A 17709-nucleotide genomic window follows, 5' to 3' on the forward strand; every position below is an offset into this window, starting at 1 on the left:
CGTACCAGTTTAATATGGCGGGTTGGATTCTTCTTATTCTTTTAACGTACAAAGAATATAAGAGGAGTTCCGAAACACCACCTGATCACAGAGCGAGGCCATCTTAATATGCATATAATCAGGTGCTACTATTGACCATGGGCCCTGTTGATAAGGACCGAAGATCAGATACGATGATCCATTATCTGGATTGAATTCCTCGTTATTAAAATAGCGATTCAGTGGGTAAAAGACCTTGTCAACCAGCGGTGAAACCTCCGCAACAAGGAACCCACCTTCATAATAAACACGGTCATCCTGATGGATATGCGCATTGAAATAGCTGATGAGCGCCTGTTGATCGGCCATGGAGAAGATTGCCACATGTGGAAAACCATCGGAGCCATGGATATATTGGACGGCACGCCATTTATCAATAGAATGTTGGTCAAGGAAAAATTTAGGCTCCAAAACCTGGTAATTCACCATGCTTGCCGTGGCGATAACACACAAAGCTATGTACACTAGCTTCACCCTTAGAGTAAAGGTATTCTGAATGAGTAAACCAAATGTAACACTCACCATCAGCATACCCAATAGTATGCCTTGCCAGACGTGTCGACTCCATTCATTAGGAGCAATGAAAATAAACCATAGAAATGAGAAGGCTAGCGCCAAATACAGCATTAAGGCCAGAACTTTTTTATTGGGCGCGACAAATTTGAAAACGACAAATGGTGAAAGCAGAAGAATCGCCCATAGAACCAAGTATTGTTGTATGCCAACGTCAAGCCAGATATTTATTTTTCTTTCATTGATGCGAGCCAGGGGGGCGTGCAAGATGTCGGATAAATTGCTGATCCCACTACCAGCATCTCGGGTATTAAGAAAGATGTCTTTATTAATTGCCTCCCATCCTATATATCCAAATTGAGATGTAAGCACAAGAAAGCGGTATACTTCAAATGAAAGGTATGGCACCAGGAGCCCTACAGCCAAAAGGCACCATCGAATGAAGAGGCTTTTCCTCTCCTGACGATAGATCCACAGTTCCCGCAAAAAAAGGACCGCGAACGTTGCCGCAGGTAAGGCAAATAACGTTTTCGTTAAGATTGAAAAAGATAAGAAGAGGCCTGCGGCGAGGTAGAACAAATATTTTCTCTTTTTATAGAGAGAGAGATAATATAGAAAAAAGCTTATTAACAAATTAAGAAGTGCAATATGTTCGCCAAATGCTTCATATGCGAATTGTATTGTGAGCTGAGGAATGAGCCATAACCAGACCTCAAAAATGAGCAATGAAGATAAATTGCCGATCCACCAGGCAAAAGAAAAAAGCAGTAACAGCAATCCTGCGTAACAAAGCAAAGGCCAGGCTCTATATTGCCACCACCCACTGCCAAAAACTCGAATAAAACCCGCCTCAGGCACTATATAACCGGGTCCGACACTTACAGCGGCAGGAAAATAGGAATAACCATTCCCATCTTGAACCGAGAACCTGTCGTGAATGCTCGGGAACGCACCTGCACCTTCTTGTGTGATCGTATTGGTGTATGAAGCATAGATGCCTCGCAAAGCGAGGTTTTTGGCGACGCCCATGAGCCAGCCACTATCTTGCTCTACAGCACCATACGGAGCCACAAAGAAAATAACCCGCAGTAGAAACACGATAACAGAGACACTAATAATAAGTGCTGGTAGATATGCACGCAGAGTCTTCTTGCTTGTTTTCTCTTGTGTCGCGGTTTTGGTTTTTAATCCAATCAATCTTCTGCATCCTCCCAACAATAGAGCCCAACGGTAGTAAAATTCTTCTATCGCATGCCAAGTCCATATTTTCTCTTTGTTCTCATTCTAGTATGATTGTGCTATTAAACGATAAATATAAACTATTCAAGTCATTTAAATGAGGTGTACGGGTTTAAGACAGTGGGTTTCGTTGGCGAGCAGGCCTGACGGATCGACATGGTGTGTGTCATAATGAAGAAAAAACTCTAGAAATAGATAGGAAAGAACGATGACAGTGAGTGGCACACAATCAAACAAGATTATTCTGCCTGGATGCGTCCAGCAAGGTCAGCCGAGAAGCTGTGGTGAGTGTGTTTGCTGACACAGAGAAAGAGGGCGAGCTATTGCCTCTGTTGAGCAAGCTTGCGGTGCCTACGCTGGTGGTGCGGGCCGACCGTGCACTGGGTTCGACGCTGGATGAAAGAGCCTGGGAAGAGGTGCAGGCGCGACTTTCTGCTCCGAGTGCTGCTGTGGAGATTGCGGGGGCTTCTCATAATATTCACCGTACTCGATTTGCTGAATTTATGCAGGTGGTGGATGGGTTTCTGAATAAGGGTGTTTGAGTTGGGATGGTCTGGCGTGGGAGGGCTTTGTGCGTGTAAAGGGGAGATTGCGTATGGTAAGGGTCGAAGGGGAGGTGTTTGGAGGGCTGCATGCCTATGCCGCCTACGGGGGCGTTTCATGTTTATTGTGCGTTTTCGGGTGGGGGAGGAGTAAGCGGGGAAAAGCCCCGCACGTACAATTCGTTATTATTGTTGCTTTTTTTACAATGGGGGTTTTATTTAAATTAGAGGTAGGAGGTTTAAGAGATTCGTATTGGTTGTTGTCTGCTAGCGCACCAGCGTAAGCAGTAAATGGTATTGTCTGTTGCAAGAGACCGCGTTGGTCTGACAGGTGACTGCCTTTAGACGAGCTCGATAGCAGCGCGGCCACCGTAGACATCCCACCAGCCAGTGGCGCCGACGGTAACCACGCGATTGATGGCTTGAATATTTTGCACGCCGTGCTCGGCAAGCCAGTCCTCCAACGCCTGTTGACCCTGTCGGGCATAGATTGGGATAGCGCCTTGCCAGGTCGCGCGGCCACTGAGCACGCCCGAGAAGCGCGCACCGGCTTCAGCAACCAGTTCTAGCATTTCGCAGAAGGTTGTGTCGGAGATCCCAGCGCTCAAATAGATCAATGGGAGCGTGGCTGCGCTGGCTGCGGAGCGTAGATATTCCAGGGCCTGCTGGCGGGTGTACGCTGTCTCACCAGTGAAAGCGCGCGTGCCGCTCACAAAGGCAGGGTTGACGGGCAACTCGACCTTGAGCACATCGACGCCATAGCGCGGCTGCCCAAATTCCTCAATCACGCTCGTCACATAGGCTGGTTTTTGGCGGGCAAATGCCAACTCCTGACTATAGCCCAACGTATGGTCATAGACTAGCGGCTCCAGGAAAAAAGGGACATCCAGTGCCAGACACTCGGCGCCGACGCGCTCAACATAGGCCTGCTTGCGTGCATTGATGTGCGCATGGTCACGGGGATTGTAATAGAGCAGGACTTTGATGGCGCGCGCGCCAGCCTCAATCAGGCGGCGCGCACTCCATTCCGGTAGCAGGTCGGGCAAGCGATCTCCCGCTTCACCTGTATAGCCGGACTTCTCATAGGCCAGCATTACCGCTGTCGTAGGCGCGCAACTGGCGATCGCTTCGAGGCCATATTCAGGATCTAGCAGCAGCGCGCTGGCATGAGGCGAGAGGACGCTAGCCACCGTCGCCTTGAATACATGCAGATCGCGTATCGTCGCATCCGCACGGCGCGCGTCGGCAATCGCCTGCAAGAGATTCAAACGATGATCAACCGCCAGGGCGGCAATGACGCCTTGCTCATTGGCGCAAGCATTTAAAGCGGCGAATTTGCCACGGCTCATTTTGACTGTCATCAATATCCCTCCTGGATGTCAGATAGCAGATATTTTGTATACGGTTTTTCTCATGGCTGCGAGTAGATAGCATCGATCTCGCTGAGGCGTACAGGTCGTTGTTCTTGCAGCGAACGGTGAGCGGCCAGAGCCATCACCACCGGGGCGCGCCCGTCCTGGGCACTGACTGGTACGGGTTGGTCATAGTGCACCGCCTCTACGAACGCGCTCAGTTCGCGGACAAAGCTTTCGGTGTAGCGCTCCAGGAAAAAGTGTAGTGGCAGATCGCGCCGCACGCACCGGCCATCACTGATGATAGCAGTGTTGGGATAATTATTATCGGTGCTGATTGCTCCAGCGCTACCCAGCAGTTCTACGCGCTGATCATAGCCGTAAGCGGCGCGACGGCTATTATTGATTGTGGCGATAACGCCGTTAGCGAAGCGCAGCATCACCACCGCCGTATCCACATCGCCAGCCTCGCCGATGGCAGGATCGCTCATCACCCCGGCCAGGGTAAAGACCTCCTCGACCTCAGAGCCGATCAAGAAGCGGGCCATATCGAAGTCGTGGATCATCATATCAAGAAAGAGTCCGCCCGAGGCACGGATATACTCGATGGGTGGTGGGGTTGGATCCCGGCTGGTAATGTGCAGCAGATGTGGGCGACCCACTTCCGCCCGCTCCACCGCCTGGCGTACACGACGATAGTTGGCGTCAAAGCGCCGATTGAAGCCGATCTGTAGTTTTAAATTTCGTCCGCTGCTGGCCCGTTCAACTGCCGCAATTGCCCGATCGATTGTAGGCAGATCAAGGGCGATCGGTTTTTCGCAAAAGATATGCTTGCCCAGCTGCGCCGCCTCCTCGATAATACACGCATGCGTAGCGGTTGATGAGCAGATGACAACGGCCTGAATAGCGGGATGTTCTAGAAGCTCCATATAATTACATGTAAAAGAGGGGATAGTATAGCGCTCCGCGCAGGCGCGCGCAGCCTCTTCATTCGTATCAGCTACCATCAACAGGTGGGCCGCAGGAATGCGTGTAACCAGATGTTCGGCATGCAGAGAGCCAATACGCCCGGCTCCGATCAGGCCGATCTTTAATCGATTTGCTGGCACAAGGTTTCTCCTCTACCCTCGCTATGTTTCCTATAGTCTAAAGACCGATCGATGTAAGATAATTTCGATTGCGCTGCGCACTTTCTTTAGGGCTTCCCATGCCGGGCAGGACATCCTGTTCCACGACGATCCAGCCATGGTAATGTTGTTCGTATAGCCATGGGCTGATTTCCGCAAAAGGGACGCTTCCCTGGCCCAGTTCACAAAAGACGCCATCGTGTACGGCGGTAAAATAATCGAGGCCTGCAGTGCGGGCGCGCTCGGCTACCTGGGGATGGCAATCTTTAAAATGCACATGCCAGATGCGTTCGCCAAAGAGTCTCAGGCCATCCAGCACATGCTGGCCGTCCGTGCCGCCTGTCCCGTAGAGGTAATGGCCGGTATCGAAAACCAGTCCCAGCAGGGTTGGATCGGTCAGCTCTAGCAGGCGAGCAATCTCCTGCGGCGTCTCGACGTAGCCGGCGCAATGATGGTGGAAGGCGGTGCGCAAGCCTGTTTCATCATAGACAGCGCGCGCGATATGCTCGGCACCGCGCGCGAAGGTCGTCCATTGCGCCGAGCTCAGTCCCTGCTCGGGCGTGATACGCCCGGCGTTGCGTGTGCGTTGCGGCACGGTCCCGTTGGCATCGGCGAGAATCAGGAAGGGTGGCTGGTCGTTTGGATTGGCTACGGCGGCAAGTAAGCGGGCGACCTTGAGGGCTTCGTCGGCGCCAGGGTCGTGAGCGGCCGGATTGGCCAGCGCCACCGGGACAAATGCTCCCACCATTGTGAGCGCACGTTGTTCCAACTCTGAACGTAGCTGAACAGGTTCGGTGGGCATAAAGCCCCAATCGCCTAGCTCTGTGCCAATGTAGCCAGTGGCACGCAGCTCATTGAGCATCTGTTGATAGCCGATGCTCTCGCCCGCCAGACCTTCAAATTCGAGCGCGCCCCATGAACAAGGGGCGTTCGCAACACGTATCATCATCTTTTTTGCCCACCTATCCTAGAATTTGCGCGGCCACTCATGAGGCCAGCGCACGGCTAAATACTTACAGGAAATAGCGTTCATGCTGGCGTTTCTCAGCCCAGTTTGTGTAGGCGGATTGCACCGCAGGCATCTCACTGGTCGCCGCAAGCGGCACATCCCACCAGCTTTCATAGTCTGGCACACCGAGGTAGCGGTCGTTCTGGATATAGATGACTGTGGTATGATCGATTGTTTGCGCCGCCTCAAGCGCGGCCACAAAATCGGCGCGGGTCTGGCACTCGATGACGTGCGCGCCCAGGCTACGCGCATTGGCAGCCAGATCAACCGGCAACGTATGAACCTCGGCGCCCGTTGTATCGCCGGGGAGGATATTGTTGTCGGGATAGGCGTAGCGCGTCCCGAAGCCCTCCTGGCCCAGTGAGCGACTGAGGCCACCGATACTCTTGAAGCCATGATTGTCGAGCAGGACGATAATCAACTTATAGTTTTCCTGAATGGAAGTAACAATCTCACTATTCATCATCAGATAGGAGCCATCGCCCACCATAACATAGACATCGCGCTCAGGCGCAGCCATCTTAATGCCCAGGCCCCCGGCAATCTCGTATCCCATGCAGCTATAGCCGTATTCGAGGTGATAATTCTTGACGTGGCGGGCCCGCCACAGCTTGTGCAGGTCGCCGGGCAGGCTTCCGGCGGCACAGACCATGATCGCCTCGGGCGAACTCAGTTCGTTTACCGCGCCGATCAGCTCGCTCTGGCTCGGCAGGGGCTCGTTGCGGATCGCATAGAGGCGCTCGACTTCGGCGTCCCATGCAGTGTGCAACTGCGTTGCCTGGGCGCGATAATCCGGAGCAACCGTATAGCCATCCAGCAGCGTTAACAGCTCTTCCAGCGTCGCACGCGCATCGCCGACCAGGGGGCAGGCCGCATGCTTGAACGCATCAAATTCAGCAACATTGATGTTGATAAAGCGGACGTTGGGATGCTGAAAGGCGGTTTTAGAGGCCGTCGTGAAATCGCTGTAGCGCGTGCCGATGCCTATTACCAGGTCGGCCTCGCGGGCGATACGATTGGCGGCAAACGTGCCGGTCACGCCGATGGCGCCCAGGTTCAGCGGATCACTATAGAGCAGACTACCCTTGCCAGCCATCGTTTCCCCCACTGGAATACCCGTCTGTTCGACAAAGCGGCGCAGGAGGGCGCTGGCCTCCGAATAGATCACGCCGCCGCCGGCGACGATTAACGGGCGCTGGCTGGCGCGAATCCAGCTAGCCGCACGTTGCAAGGCCTGGCGATCGGCTCGCAGGCGCGGGATGTGCCAGGTACGAGGCTGGAAAAAATCGGCTGGATAAGAGTATGCCTCGGCCTGCACATCCTGAGGAAGCGCGAGCGTGACCGCACCAGTCTCGGACGGACTGGTCAGCACACGCATGGCCTCCGGCAGCGAGGTCAAGAGCTGCTCCGGGCGATTAATGGTCCCAGTAGCGGCTAAGCGGTTTAAAGCTATCGTTGACCGAGATGTCCTGCGAGTACGTGGACTCAAGTTGTTGCAACACTGGAGCGACATTGCGGCGCGCGAAGATGTCGCCGGGTAGTAGCAGAACTGGCAGACGATTGATGGTCGCCAGAGCGGCACCCGTGAGCATGTTAGTGGCACCGGGTCCAATCGAAGAGGTGCAGGCAAAGGTTTGCAGCCGGTTTTTGGTTTTGGCGTAGGCCACGGCACTATGCACCATCGCCTGCTCATTGCGCGACTGGTAATAGCGAAAAGCGGGCAACTGCTGTAGGGCCTGACCAATACCAGCGACGTTGCCGTGTCCGAAGATGCCAAAGCAACCGGCAAAGAAGGGCTGCGCTACATCGTCACGTTCAACATATTGATTTTTAAGAAAGGTAATGATGGCCTGTGCCATCGTCAACGTTGGCTGTTCGTTCATGGTTTTTCTTCCTGTACGGGCCGCAGTGCGGCAAGCGCCCGCAAGGGGCGCACCTACGATTGATGCTCGTGGTACGGGCCGCAATGCGGCAAGCGCCCGCAAGGGGCGCACCTACGATCGATGCTCGTGGTACGGGGCCGCAATGCGGCAAGCGCCCGCAAGGGGCGCACCTACGATTGATCCTCGCGGTTTAAAACCCACCGTGCTCCTGAATAAATGTCATTACCTCATCATGAGTGGGCATGAAGTTGGCGCAGCCATGCTGAGTGACCAGGATGGCGCCACAGGCGTTCGCCATGCGCACCGTTTTGTACCAGTCCCAGCCATTAACGAAGCCATACACCACACCAGCCGCGAAACCATCGCCCGCGCCCAGAATATTTTGGACCTCTACCGGGAAGCCGGGCACCGCCATCGGTTCAGCAATGACGCCATTAGAGATCGTGTGTATCAGCGAGCTAGCGGCGCCACGTTTTTGAATGAGCAGGCGCGGCCCCAATCGCAGCATAGCGTGAATGGCAGCCAGACTATCCCCACTCACTCGCGCATCCGAGATCTGGGAGTGCGTCAGGTTGACCTGGCTGGTATCCGTCAGCATCACAGCATTGATCTCGTCCTCGGTGCCGAGCACCACATCGATCAGGCGCAGGGCTGAACGCAGGGTGATGCCGAAGGCGCGCGGATCGTGCCACTGATCGGCCCGGAAATCAATATCGAGCATAACGGGGACGCCAGCCTGCTGTGCCAGTTCAGCCGCGAAAAGGGTAGCGCTGCGACTGGGCTCTTTGCACAGACCAGTGCCGCTGATCAGCAGGACACGGGCCTCAGAGATTGGCGTAGCCAGAACGTCATCGATGGTAAGAGCGATATCAGCACAATTCTCGCGGTAATAGGTCAGGGGAAAGCGATCAGGCGGCTCGATGCCAAGCACGACCGCGCTTGAGCGCAGTCCTGGCTTGCGAGGAATAAACTGCGTCGTAACACCCTCACGTTTAAGAAAATGCAAGATAAAATCCCCGACCTGGTCGTCTCCCACCGCCGTCAGTAGCGCCACGTCCAGGCCCAGCCGGCGCGTACCCACACTGATATTAGTTGGGCAACCGCCGACGTAGGCCGCAAAACCGCCGATCTCCACAAAAGGCGCTCCAATGTCGTTAGAATAAAGATCAATTGAAGAGCGGCCCATCGTAATCACATCGAATTTTTTGAGCGTTTCCATGCTTGCCCCTCTCGTCTAACCTTTGCGCGCTATCTCATAGACCGGCACACGCGTATCGTGTCCTTGATAGCCAGCTTTGATCCAGACGTAACGTGGATCTTCACTATTGGCCAGCGATTGGGCGCTACCGGCCAGGGCATTGAGGTAGTAGGTGGTATAGCCGGGAGGTGAAGCGACCGGATGGTAGCCCTCGGGCACCAGCACAGCATCATTCTCGCGGGCAAGCAAGACCGCATCGATGGGTTTGCCAGCACGATGCAGCGGAGACTCAGGATCGGTATAGACACGCTGGAAAGCATAGCCTTCGGGGCGGCTAAGTTTGTAGAAATAGATCTCCTCAAGATCGGCCTCAACGACGCTGCCAGCACTATCTGTTTTATGGATATCGTGTTTGTGTGGTGGATAGCTCGACCAGTTGCCGCCGGGCGTATATACTTCGACGACGATCAGACGATGGCAAGGGAAACCAGGTGGGATGATACTGTTGATCTGGCGGGTCGCGTTATCGCCGCCCCGGATCTCGATCGAGACATCGGCGGGCGTCACCAGGCGCGGCTCGTGATCTTGATCGGTGCGCACCCAGACCACAACATATTCGCAAGAGGTCTCCGCCTGGACATTGAAGGATGTGCGGCGTGGCAGATAGAGGGCGTGTGGGAGGCCGCTAAAGACGCTTGTGCGTTCGCCGATGTGCTCCCACTGGCCGCGATCCGACTCGACACGTATGCGACCACCGAGAGGAACCAGTGCCAGCTCATGTTCACCGGTGGCAGATGTCCACGAACCATGCTCAGGTAGACGACGAACCTGAAAATTAAGATAATCCCAGCCGGCCAACTCTGGCGTGACTTCGGTAATGACGGCGGCATCGCTGGCACCGCCAGGATGGACGATCAGATTGTCAGCATTATACTGGCGCATACATTATCCCCTTTCCATATCTCAATATATCTACTTTGACAAAGGAGCGGTGCTCGTGCGTAACACGAGTGTAGGACTCAGGGTATGGTTTGCTCCGGGACGGCTTTGCAACAGATCCAGCATCACCTGAGTCGCCAGGCGACCCAGTTCTACACGTGGCTGATGAATGGTGGTCAACGGAGGCGTGACACAACTGGCGATCGTAATATCATCGAAACCAATGATGCTCAGGTCCTGCGGCACAGCGATGCCCCTGGCATGGCAGGAAGTTAGCATACCGATCGCGGTCATATCGTTGTAGCAAAAGATCGCAGTAACGCCAGCCTCAAGCAAAGGCGAGAGAGCATGTTGTCCGGCGCTAAGATCCTCTTCTTGCGAAGCCTCGGCACCAGGAGGAATCACAACCCATGATGGCGACGGCTCTATACCGGCCGCTCGAAGGGCGTTAAGATAGCCCTGCTGCCGCTGGAGATTCGAGGCTGGACGGCTATGGCAACCAAGATAGCCGATGGCGCGATGACCCAGTTGTAGCAGGTGATTAACGGCGAGTTGAGCACCCTGACAATCATCGACCGAGATCCAATGGAGCAGGTTGGCCTGGCCCTCAACCTCACTATTAATGAGCACCGTTGGAATATGGGTGTGGTGCAGGCGACGGCCATAGTCTTCGGAGATGCGCGAAGACGCGACGAGGATACCATCGACGCGCCGACGGTGAAAGGTCTCGATGATATCCAGGGTTTCTTCCGGGTTATTATAGGACGCGCTGAGCAGCACACTGAAACCAGAAGCGCGCGCCACCTCTTCTACGCCTTTGACGACATCACCGAAGAACGGGTCGGCAATCGAGGTAACGACCAGACCTATGGTGCTGGTCTGCTTTGTGTGCAGGCTCTGCGCGATCGCGTTAGGTGTATAGCCCATCTCACTGGCCAGGCGCTGGATGCGCGCACGCGTCTCACTGCTGATGAGTGGACTTTCGCGTAGCGCGCGCGAGACGGTAGTGTGAGAGACTCCGGCGATGCGTGCGATATCAGCGATAGAAACCTCGTGTGGACGCAAACGTTTTACTCCCTTGCTGGTTGCCTCTCCTCCGTTTGTGGGCCAGGATTATCAATGCACACGTGTGCAAAGCGTTGTAAAAAAATTTTGGCCTGCGGTGGCGTGCAGAAAAACATGGAAAATACTATATTTGCAAGTATAGATGCCGATTTCTCGGTTGTCAAGAAAAGCTTGCTTTGTGCGTGTGAAGGGGAAGTTGCGTACGCCAGCAGAGCGGCATGCACGAGGCCGGCAGGCGGTTGGTTGTGTGGGGAGGTGTTTGGAGGGCCACATGTCTATGCCGCCTACGGGGGCTTTTCGTGTTTATTATTTGTTTTCGGGTGGGGGAGGGGGAAGCGGGGCAAGACCCGCACGTACAATTCATTATTATTGTTGCGTTTTTGAGCGGGGGAGGAGAAAGCGGGGACAAGCCCCGCACGTACAATTCGTTATTATTATTGAGTTTTCGAGCGAGGGAGGAGGAAGCGGGGACAAGCCCCGCACGTACAATTCGTTATTATTATTGAGTTTTCGAGCGAGGGAGGAGGAAGCGGGGACAAGCCCCGCACGTACAATTCGTTATTATTATTGAGTTTTCGAGCGAGGGAGGAGGAAGCGGGGACAAGCCCCGCACGTACAGATCGTGTTTCTTTGGGCTTTTTCCTCTCGCCTTCGGTTCAAGTGGAGGTATATTGTACACCCGATCAAAACACTATAGGTGAGAAGCCCGCAGGATAGATCCTAGCACTAATAGAGCCAATAATATAAGGGTCAGGATAAACTGGGGGGCCAGAGCATGTCCGGAAGATTTAAATTCGGGATCTGTCCAGGCTGTACCGGGAAAGGCACGTGCGCAGAGAAGCGCTATCCAATAAAAAGATGCAATGAGCACGGCGAGCTGAAACTGCGGCCATGATGTCTGCAGGGGAATCCAGAGCAGAAAAAGAGAGAGGCCGCCAAGCAGGATACCTAGCGAAATGGTTTGTCCATTGTGGAATTTAGCGTGTGGAGGCCAATGAGGATTAAAGATGTGTTGCCGAGCCGTGGCCGGAACGACAAAATCCGCCAGTAATCCTCCAAGTATTGTTGCCAGAGCAACGATACTGACAAGTAAACGCCCTGGATCAAAAAAAGCTAGCATAATATTATTTCCTTTCGGGACTTGTTTCCTGTGTCTCAATCAAACGGAGAAGCAAGGATCGCAAATGGGTTACGTCTGTTTCCGATAATGATGCATAAAAATCTTCTTCTGAGCCTTTGGCCAGTTTGTTTGCTTGCTCAAAGGTATGCTGGCCATTAGCGGTCAATGTGATTGCGTAGGCCCGGCGATCGTGGGGATGCCGACAACGTTGTACAAGTCCGAGTTGCTCTAGATCATCGGTGAGCGAGACCATTGTATTGCGATCAACTGTAATCAAGCGTCCGAGCTCTATCTGTGTCAATGGTCCTTTATTTGCAAGTACAGAGAGAGCACCAAACTGGCGGGCAGTAATATGGAGTGTTGATAAAGCCTGGGTGAAGTGTTGCTGGGCCAGACTGGCAGCGTGGTTAAGTAGTACGCTTGTCCACTGCCGTTGAACTGGCAATAGAGACGTAACAGGTTCGTGCCGCTTGACCTCATTTTTTGTTTGAGCCGGTAGATCCATAATAGCCTTCTTTTGATTTGTATCGCAAATAATCATTGATAGTGATTATATTTGATGGTGACAATTGCGTCAAGGGTTGATTGTCGCAGATATTTCTTCAATGAGGGAGTTTTTATTGATGCATTTGCGAGATGGGAGGTCATAAGCGGGGCAAGCCCCGCACGTACATGGTGGGGTTTTATAAATAGTGGATTGATAGTTGCAGCAGGTTTAGTGAGAGACGTTTTTTCTCATTTTAATTGTATCACGGTTGTCAATGGTTGTGCATCGTTCAATGGAACGGTGTTTTCTGGGTGCTTCTCTTGTATACTTGTCATCCGATACGTTGAACAGGTTAGCAGGGAGAAATATTGTTTTGCTGGTCTGTTTAGTAGAGGGTAGGTTAGCTAAGGAATGGCTTTTGATGGGTATGAGAAGGAACCGCAAACATGAAAAAGTATTTTTTCCCTGTTCTGAGGAGGCCTGGTCCTGCTGCGGGCGCTTCTGAACGGGAGATGACGGTATGGAGCGCGGATGGAGGGATGCGACGGGCGTTTACCTCATTGCGGCATCGCAATTTTCGTCTCTACTGGTTCGGCCAGATGGTTTCGCTGCTGGGGTCTGTGATGCAGAGTATCGGACAAGTCTGGCTGGTACTAGAGTTGACGCACAGTGGCTGGCAACTTGGTCTGGTGGGTGCGCTGCAGGCTTTGCCGATACTATTCTTTTCAATCTTTGGAGGCGTCTTTGCGGATCGCTGGCCCAAACGACAAGTTTTATTGGTGACCCAGGCGGCGTCCATGCTGCAAGCGTTTCTGCTCTGGGCGCTGATTGTGACCGGGATACTACAGATCTGGCATCTATATGTGCTAGCCCTGCTAGTGGGTTTGACGAGCAGTCTAGGCAGGCCAGCGAGTCGAGCATTTGTGGGCGAGATGGTTGGACGCGAGGACCTGCCCAATGCTGTAGCTTTAAACTCCTCCCTCTCTAATTTAGCGCGCATTGTTGGTCCGGCCCTGGGAGGGCTGATTATTGCCGCCAGCAATGTCACTGTGCTTTTTCTGCTCAACGCGCTCAGTTTTCTGCCGGTGATGGTGGGCCTGGCGCTGATCAAGAGTCAGGAGCTACACGGACGACCCCTGCAAAACGGTGGTGTGGCGAAGACCTGGCAGAGCCTGCGTGAGGGCCTGGACTATGTCTGGAAAACGCCTGTGGTACTGTTAGTGATCGTGGTGGTGGGCCTGGTTTTGCTCTTCGGCTCAAACTTCAATGTTCTCCTTCCACTCTTCGCCACCGGTTTGCTCCATGTGGGAGCAACTGGCTTTGGTTTTCTCTCTGCCGCCGCTGGTATTGGCGCGTTGCTCTCAGCGCTATGGTTAGCCTGGAGTAACCAGCAGCCAACGTCTTGGCGCGTGCTGATCGGCATGCTGGCATTCGGAGCTCTGGAAGTAATGTTTTCGTTCTCGCACAGCTATTTCCTGTCATTGCTGCTGATTGCAAGCATTGGTTTTATGGAAGAAGCCTTTGCCATGCAGGCAATGACTATCCTACAAACGGTCACACCGAATCACCTGAGCGGGCGTGTCTTAAGTGTGCAGGTACTCTTCTTCGATGGAAGTCTACCACTGGGATATCTACTGATGGGTTGGCTGGCGGGTCTCTTTGGCGCGCCCATCGCCATGCTCAGCGGCGCACTACTCAGCCTGCTGGTGGTGGGTGTTGGATGGATGTGGTGGAAAGCAACGCAGAAGGAAATGGAGTCGTAGTGGGAAAGAAGAAAGAGAGTGGTCTGGTGGCGGCTCCAAAAGACTTTTTTGAGGATACAAATCTCATGTTCCTCGTGAGTTAACATCTTATGAGCCGCCTGCCCATATTGTACTCAATGAGGCGGGGGGTTGTCAATTGGTGTATGGCCATAGAAACAGCCTGCCTCTATGGGATATCTACCATCGACCGTGGGGTGATTTTGCTTACACAAAGAGGGTGAGAGCTGTCCTGTTTTCATAGTATAGTCGGGAGAGAAAGTCCATTTGAGGGCTGAACGGGAACAGTTAGGAGAATATCATGGAGAAAGCAACATTGCTCAAGACACTTACAGAGACGCGAGCTGCCTGGGAGGCGTTGCTGGCCCAGATCGATGAGGAGCAGATGCAGAAGCCAGGCGCTGCTGGTAAATGGTCGGTAAAAGACGTCATTGCCCATGTTGCATGGGGCGAGAACGAGATAGTTCCGCTTCTGCGCACGCACGTCCTTGCTGACTCCGATCTCTGGAACCTCTCTGACGATGAGCTCAACGAGATCACATACCAGCAAAATAAGGACCGACCCTTACACGACATCGTCAACGAAGAGCGGCAAGCATACACGGCTCTTTTGGAAGTGGTGCAGCAACTTCGAGACGAGGATCTCAATGATCCTCACCGTTTCAAGAACATGCCTCAGGAGTGGAGACCCTGGCAGCTGATAGCCGGCAACTCTTTCAAGCATTACGAGGACCACATGCCTTCCCTGCGTGATTGGCTGGCGAAGACGAAAGAAGAAACGCGCAAAAGGTGAACCTCCACCGTACGACGGGGCCGGCTGGTAGAGGCTGCTGATTCTATGCAAGCGGCGGGCGGCTTTATGGTTGAGGTGTGTTCCCAGTCTGGTAATGATGATAAAAATTCGTAGCTAGCGCTGTTGGACAAGAGAAGCTACTTCATCCTGAAGCGGCGTATGGTCGCGCTGATCATACGCCGTTTGCGCATGTGCGACCTCCTGCAAATGTCCATAAGCCCAGTCGCCTAATGTTTTTATTGGTTCTACCAGAGTCTGTCCCAATGGAGTGAGAGAATACTCGACGGCTGGAGGCACAACAGGATAGACGACGCGTTGCACCAGGCCGTTACGTTCCATTGCCCGCAGCGTCTGCGTCAGCATTTTCCTCGATATACCACCGATCCGCTTGAGCAATTGCCCAAACCGCATCGTGCCATCTTCCAGTGCATAGATCACCAGCGGCGTCCATTGATCCGCGATCAATTGCAGCACCTGCCGCGACAGGCAGTTCTCCTGGAAAATATCGGGTCCGCTGTGTTGCTTAGTTTCCATGTGGTAACTATATCACTTTTTGGTTACATCTTACAAGATACAAGCTTTTCGGGTAGAGTAGCTACAAGTAGTAACACTACTTTTTGGTTGGATTGGAGTGGATGGAGTGGATGACCGAGCACGGCCTGGTCATCCACTCCAATCGAGATATTCTTATCGAGAGATCCTTGTTGAAAGAAGAGGTTTCCTTATGTCTAGCCCGGAAAGTGTGCAGATTCGCTCCTATTTGTTGGCTGGTCAGGCTGCCCGTCAGGACGCGCCACAGCCATCATTAGCAGAGCAGCGCACCGACTATGAATTGTTGGTCGAAGGCTATGTCGGACATCCAGTTCCATTGCCTGAAGGGACACGCATCGAAGCGGTTGACGTGGATGGCCTACCCGCAGAATGGATAAGTCCGCCTGATGCTGACGCAGAACGTGTGGTGCTGTATCTGCATGGCGGTGGCTATATTATTGGTTCGCTCAAGTCGCATCGTGATCTGGTCGCACGTCTGGCGACCGCGTCTGGTATGCGGAGTCTGTTGTTTGAGTATCGTCTCGCGCCTGAACACGTTTTTCCTGCCGCCATTGATGATGCCCTGACCGCCTATCACTGGTTGCTTGCCAATGGAACAAAACCAGAGCATATCGTGCTTGCAGGCGACTCTGCAGGCGGCGGCCTGATTCTTGCCTTGTTGCAAACCTTGCGTGACAGGAACAGCGTCATGCCAGGCGGGCAGTACTCCTTTCGCCCTGGACGGACCTGGTTGGTACGGTTGAGAGCCGGACGACGCGTGAAGCTGTCGATCCCATCTTTTCTGCACAGACCATTAACTTTCTGGCGAGCTTCTATGCTGGCTCGGAAGATAAACACAATCCACTCATTTCCCCGATTTACGCAGACCTGCACGGCTTCCCACCTCTGCGTATTGATGTCGGTCGTGATGAAGTCCTGCTGGATGATGCCCTGCAGGTCGCCGAACGTGCCAGAGCCGTACACGTCCCGGTCGAACTAGTCGTGTGGGATGACATGTGGCACGTCTTTCAGCAATACGCTTATGTCTTGCCTGAAGGACAGCAATCAGTTGAGCAGATAGGCAGATTTATCCGCCGCCAAACACAATTATCATAGCGTTTCACGCGAGAGAGATAGATAAAAAGAAGGAAGAAAATCATGTCCAAAGCAGTCAGATTTCATCACTATGGCGATATTGATGTGTTGCAGGTCGAAGATGTCGAGCGGCCTGTGCCAGGTCCGGGTCAAGTACTTGTCAACGTCAAGGCTGCCAGTATCAATCCTGGTGAGGCATCCATCCGCAAAGGCCTGTTTCATCAGCGCTGGCCCAGTACCTTCCCCTCTGGCCAGGGCAGTGACCTGGCGGGTGTCGTTGCCGCTGTCGGCGAAGGAGTGCAAGCGTTTACCGTGGGCGATGAAGTGATTGGCTTCACACACAAGAGGGCCAGCCACGCAGAATTCGTTGTTGTCGAGGCCAATGACCTGATCCATCGTCCTCCCAATGTCTCCTGGGAAGTGGCTGGCTCGCTGTTCGTCGCCGGGACAACCGCCTACGCGGCCATTCGCGCTGTCTCGCTGCAACAGGGCGACACCCTTGCTGTCTCAGGTGCTGCCGGTGGCGTCGGTTCAATCGTGGTGCAACTGGCAGTAAGTGAGGGTGCAAAGGTGATCGGCCTGGCCAGTCCAGCTCATCATCAGTGGCTCAGCGACCACCATGTTATCCCGGTCGCCTACGGCGAGGGCGTCGAGGAGCGACTTCGGACCATCTCTGATAATCATCTCGATGCCTTTATCGATACATTCGGTGCTGATTACGTCGAACTCGCTTTGAATCTTGGTGTCCGACCAGAACGCATCGATACTATTATCAACTTTGCGGCAGCAGAGAAGTATGGTGTCAAGGCCGAGGGTAACGCTGAGGGGGGCAGTGCTGCGGTACTGGCTGAGCTCGCCCAACTTATTGAGAGGCGAGAACTAGAAATCCCGATTGCCCGCGTCTATCCTCTCGCCAACGTTCGCGAGGCGTATCGCGAGTTGGAGCAGCGTCATGCCCTTGGCAAAATTGTGCTCGTACCTTGAGCTTTGCAACCAGGGGTTGGCGCGATCATAGAC

At 53.6% G+C, this 17709-nt stretch carries 14 protein-coding genes and 2 pseudogenes; 5 read left to right on the plus strand and 11 right to left on the minus strand.

What is annotated here, in order from left to right; genetic code table 11:
- Window positions 1-33: 33 nt before the first annotated feature.
- On the minus strand, window positions 34-1749 hold the full coding sequence (locus tag EL645_RS26655) for a putative glycosyltransferase family protein (protein ID WP_126553861.1): 1716 nt from the start codon (window positions 1747-1749) through the stop codon (window positions 34-36).
- Window positions 1750-2009: 260 nt separating this feature from the next.
- Between EL645_RS26655 and EL645_RS26660 the strand changes: the two genes are divergently transcribed.
- On the plus strand, window positions 2010-2333 hold the full coding sequence (locus EL645_RS26660; RefSeq protein WP_126553863.1) for an alpha/beta fold hydrolase: 324 nt from the start codon (window positions 2010-2012) through the stop codon (window positions 2331-2333).
- Window positions 2334-2674: 341 nt separating this feature from the next.
- Here EL645_RS26660 and EL645_RS26665 read toward each other — a convergent pair whose 3' ends face one another.
- From EL645_RS26665 to EL645_RS26705, 9 genes and pseudogenes are all read right to left on the minus strand, one after another.
- Window positions 2675-3697 (minus strand): tagatose 1,6-diphosphate aldolase, encoded by a 1023-nt coding sequence (locus EL645_RS26665; protein WP_161977714.1) that lies wholly within the window; start codon window positions 3695-3697, stop codon window positions 2675-2677.
- A 47-nt stretch (window positions 3698-3744) separates the two neighbouring features.
- The gene (gene iolG / locus EL645_RS26670; protein ID WP_126553867.1) at window positions 3745-4794 is read right to left on the minus strand and encodes an inositol 2-dehydrogenase; all 1050 of its coding nucleotides are present in this window, start codon (window positions 4792-4794) and stop codon (window positions 3745-3747) included.
- Window positions 4795-4831: 37 nt separating this feature from the next.
- Window positions 4832-5761, minus strand: coding sequence for a TIM barrel protein (locus tag EL645_RS26675; protein ID WP_126553869.1), 930 nt, complete (start codon window positions 5759-5761; stop codon window positions 4832-4834).
- 64 nt (window positions 5762-5825) lie between these two features.
- Window positions 5826-7704, minus strand: a pseudogene (gene iolD / locus EL645_RS26680) (3D-(3,5/4)-trihydroxycyclohexane-1,2-dione acylhydrolase (decyclizing)).
- A gap of 190 nt (window positions 7705-7894) precedes the next feature.
- The gene (iolC, locus tag EL645_RS26685; protein ID WP_126553871.1) at window positions 7895-8923 is read right to left on the minus strand and encodes a 5-dehydro-2-deoxygluconokinase; all 1029 of its coding nucleotides are present in this window, start codon (window positions 8921-8923) and stop codon (window positions 7895-7897) included.
- Window positions 8924-8938: 15 nt separating this feature from the next.
- Window positions 8939-9844, minus strand: a complete 906-nt coding sequence (gene iolB, locus EL645_RS26690) for a 5-deoxy-glucuronate isomerase (protein ID WP_126553874.1) — start codon at window positions 9842-9844, stop codon at window positions 8939-8941.
- A gap of 30 nt (window positions 9845-9874) precedes the next feature.
- Complete coding sequence (locus EL645_RS26695) at window positions 9875-10906, minus strand: LacI family DNA-binding transcriptional regulator (protein ID WP_126553876.1); 1032 nt, start codon at window positions 10904-10906, stop codon at window positions 9875-9877.
- A 691-nt stretch (window positions 10907-11597) separates the two neighbouring features.
- Window positions 11598-12026 carry a DUF6640 family protein gene (locus EL645_RS26700; RefSeq protein ID WP_126553878.1) on the minus strand — a complete coding sequence of 143 codons (429 nt, stop codon included), beginning with the start codon at window positions 12024-12026 and terminating at the stop codon, window positions 11598-11600.
- A 4-nt stretch (window positions 12027-12030) separates the two neighbouring features.
- A complete protein-coding gene (locus tag EL645_RS26705; RefSeq protein ID WP_161977715.1) occupies window positions 12031-12531 on the minus strand; it encodes a MarR family winged helix-turn-helix transcriptional regulator in 501 nt (166 codons plus the stop codon).
- Between the two features lie 428 nt (window positions 12532-12959).
- Between EL645_RS26705 and EL645_RS26710 the strand changes: the two genes are divergently transcribed.
- Entirely contained in the window at window positions 12960-14276 is a 1317-nt protein-coding gene (locus EL645_RS26710) for an MFS transporter (protein ID WP_246035485.1), read from the plus strand.
- A gap of 298 nt (window positions 14277-14574) precedes the next feature.
- Window positions 14575-15066: a DinB family protein gene (locus EL645_RS26715; protein ID WP_126553882.1), complete on the plus strand. Its 492-nt coding sequence runs from the start codon at window positions 14575-14577 to the stop codon at window positions 15064-15066.
- A 114-nt stretch (window positions 15067-15180) separates the two neighbouring features.
- Here EL645_RS26715 and EL645_RS26720 read toward each other — a convergent pair whose 3' ends face one another.
- Entirely contained in the window at window positions 15181-15600 is a 420-nt protein-coding gene (locus tag EL645_RS26720; RefSeq protein WP_126553884.1) for a winged helix-turn-helix transcriptional regulator, read from the minus strand.
- A gap of 190 nt (window positions 15601-15790) precedes the next feature.
- Between EL645_RS26720 and EL645_RS26725 the strand changes: the two are divergent.
- Both EL645_RS26725 and EL645_RS26730 read left to right on the plus strand, forming a co-directional pair.
- Window positions 15791-16713: pseudogene (locus tag EL645_RS26725) on the plus strand (alpha/beta hydrolase).
- A 42-nt stretch (window positions 16714-16755) separates the two neighbouring features.
- Entirely contained in the window at window positions 16756-17676 is a 921-nt protein-coding gene (locus EL645_RS26730) for an NADP-dependent oxidoreductase (protein ID WP_126553888.1), read from the plus strand.
- Window positions 17677-17709: the final 33 nt, after the last annotated feature.

It is taken from the genome of Dictyobacter kobayashii (genome assembly GCF_003967555.1).
Classification (GTDB): domain Bacteria; phylum Chloroflexota; class Ktedonobacteria; order Ktedonobacterales; family Ktedonobacteraceae; genus Dictyobacter; species Dictyobacter kobayashii.

Coding starts and splice junctions, on each gene's coding strand:
- iolB (WP_126553874.1), bottom strand. CDS start 9,844: ATGCGCCAGTATAATGCTGACAATCTGATCGTCCATCCTGGCGGTGCC.
- EL645_RS26705 (WP_161977715.1), bottom strand. CDS start 12,531: ATGGATCTACCGGCTCAAACAAAAAATGAGGTCAAGCGGCACGAACCT.
- EL645_RS26720 (WP_126553884.1), bottom strand. CDS start 15,600: ATGGAAACTAAGCAACACAGCGGACCCGATATTTTCCAGGAGAACTGC.
- EL645_RS26700 (WP_126553878.1), bottom strand. CDS start 12,026: ATGCTAGCTTTTTTTGATCCAGGGCGTTTACTTGTCAGTATCGTTGCT.
- EL645_RS26730 (WP_126553888.1), top strand. CDS start 16,756: ATGTCCAAAGCAGTCAGATTTCATCACTATGGCGATATTGATGTGTTG.
- EL645_RS26715 (WP_126553882.1), top strand. CDS start 14,575: ATGGAGAAAGCAACATTGCTCAAGACACTTACAGAGACGCGAGCTGCC.
- iolC (WP_126553871.1), bottom strand. CDS start 8,923: ATGGAAACGCTCAAAAAATTCGATGTGATTACGATGGGCCGCTCTTCA.
- EL645_RS26675 (WP_126553869.1), bottom strand. CDS start 5,761: ATGATGATACGTGTTGCGAACGCCCCTTGTTCATGGGGCGCGCTCGAA.
- EL645_RS26710 (WP_246035485.1), top strand. CDS start 12,960: ATGAAAAAGTATTTTTTCCCTGTTCTGAGGAGGCCTGGTCCTGCTGCG.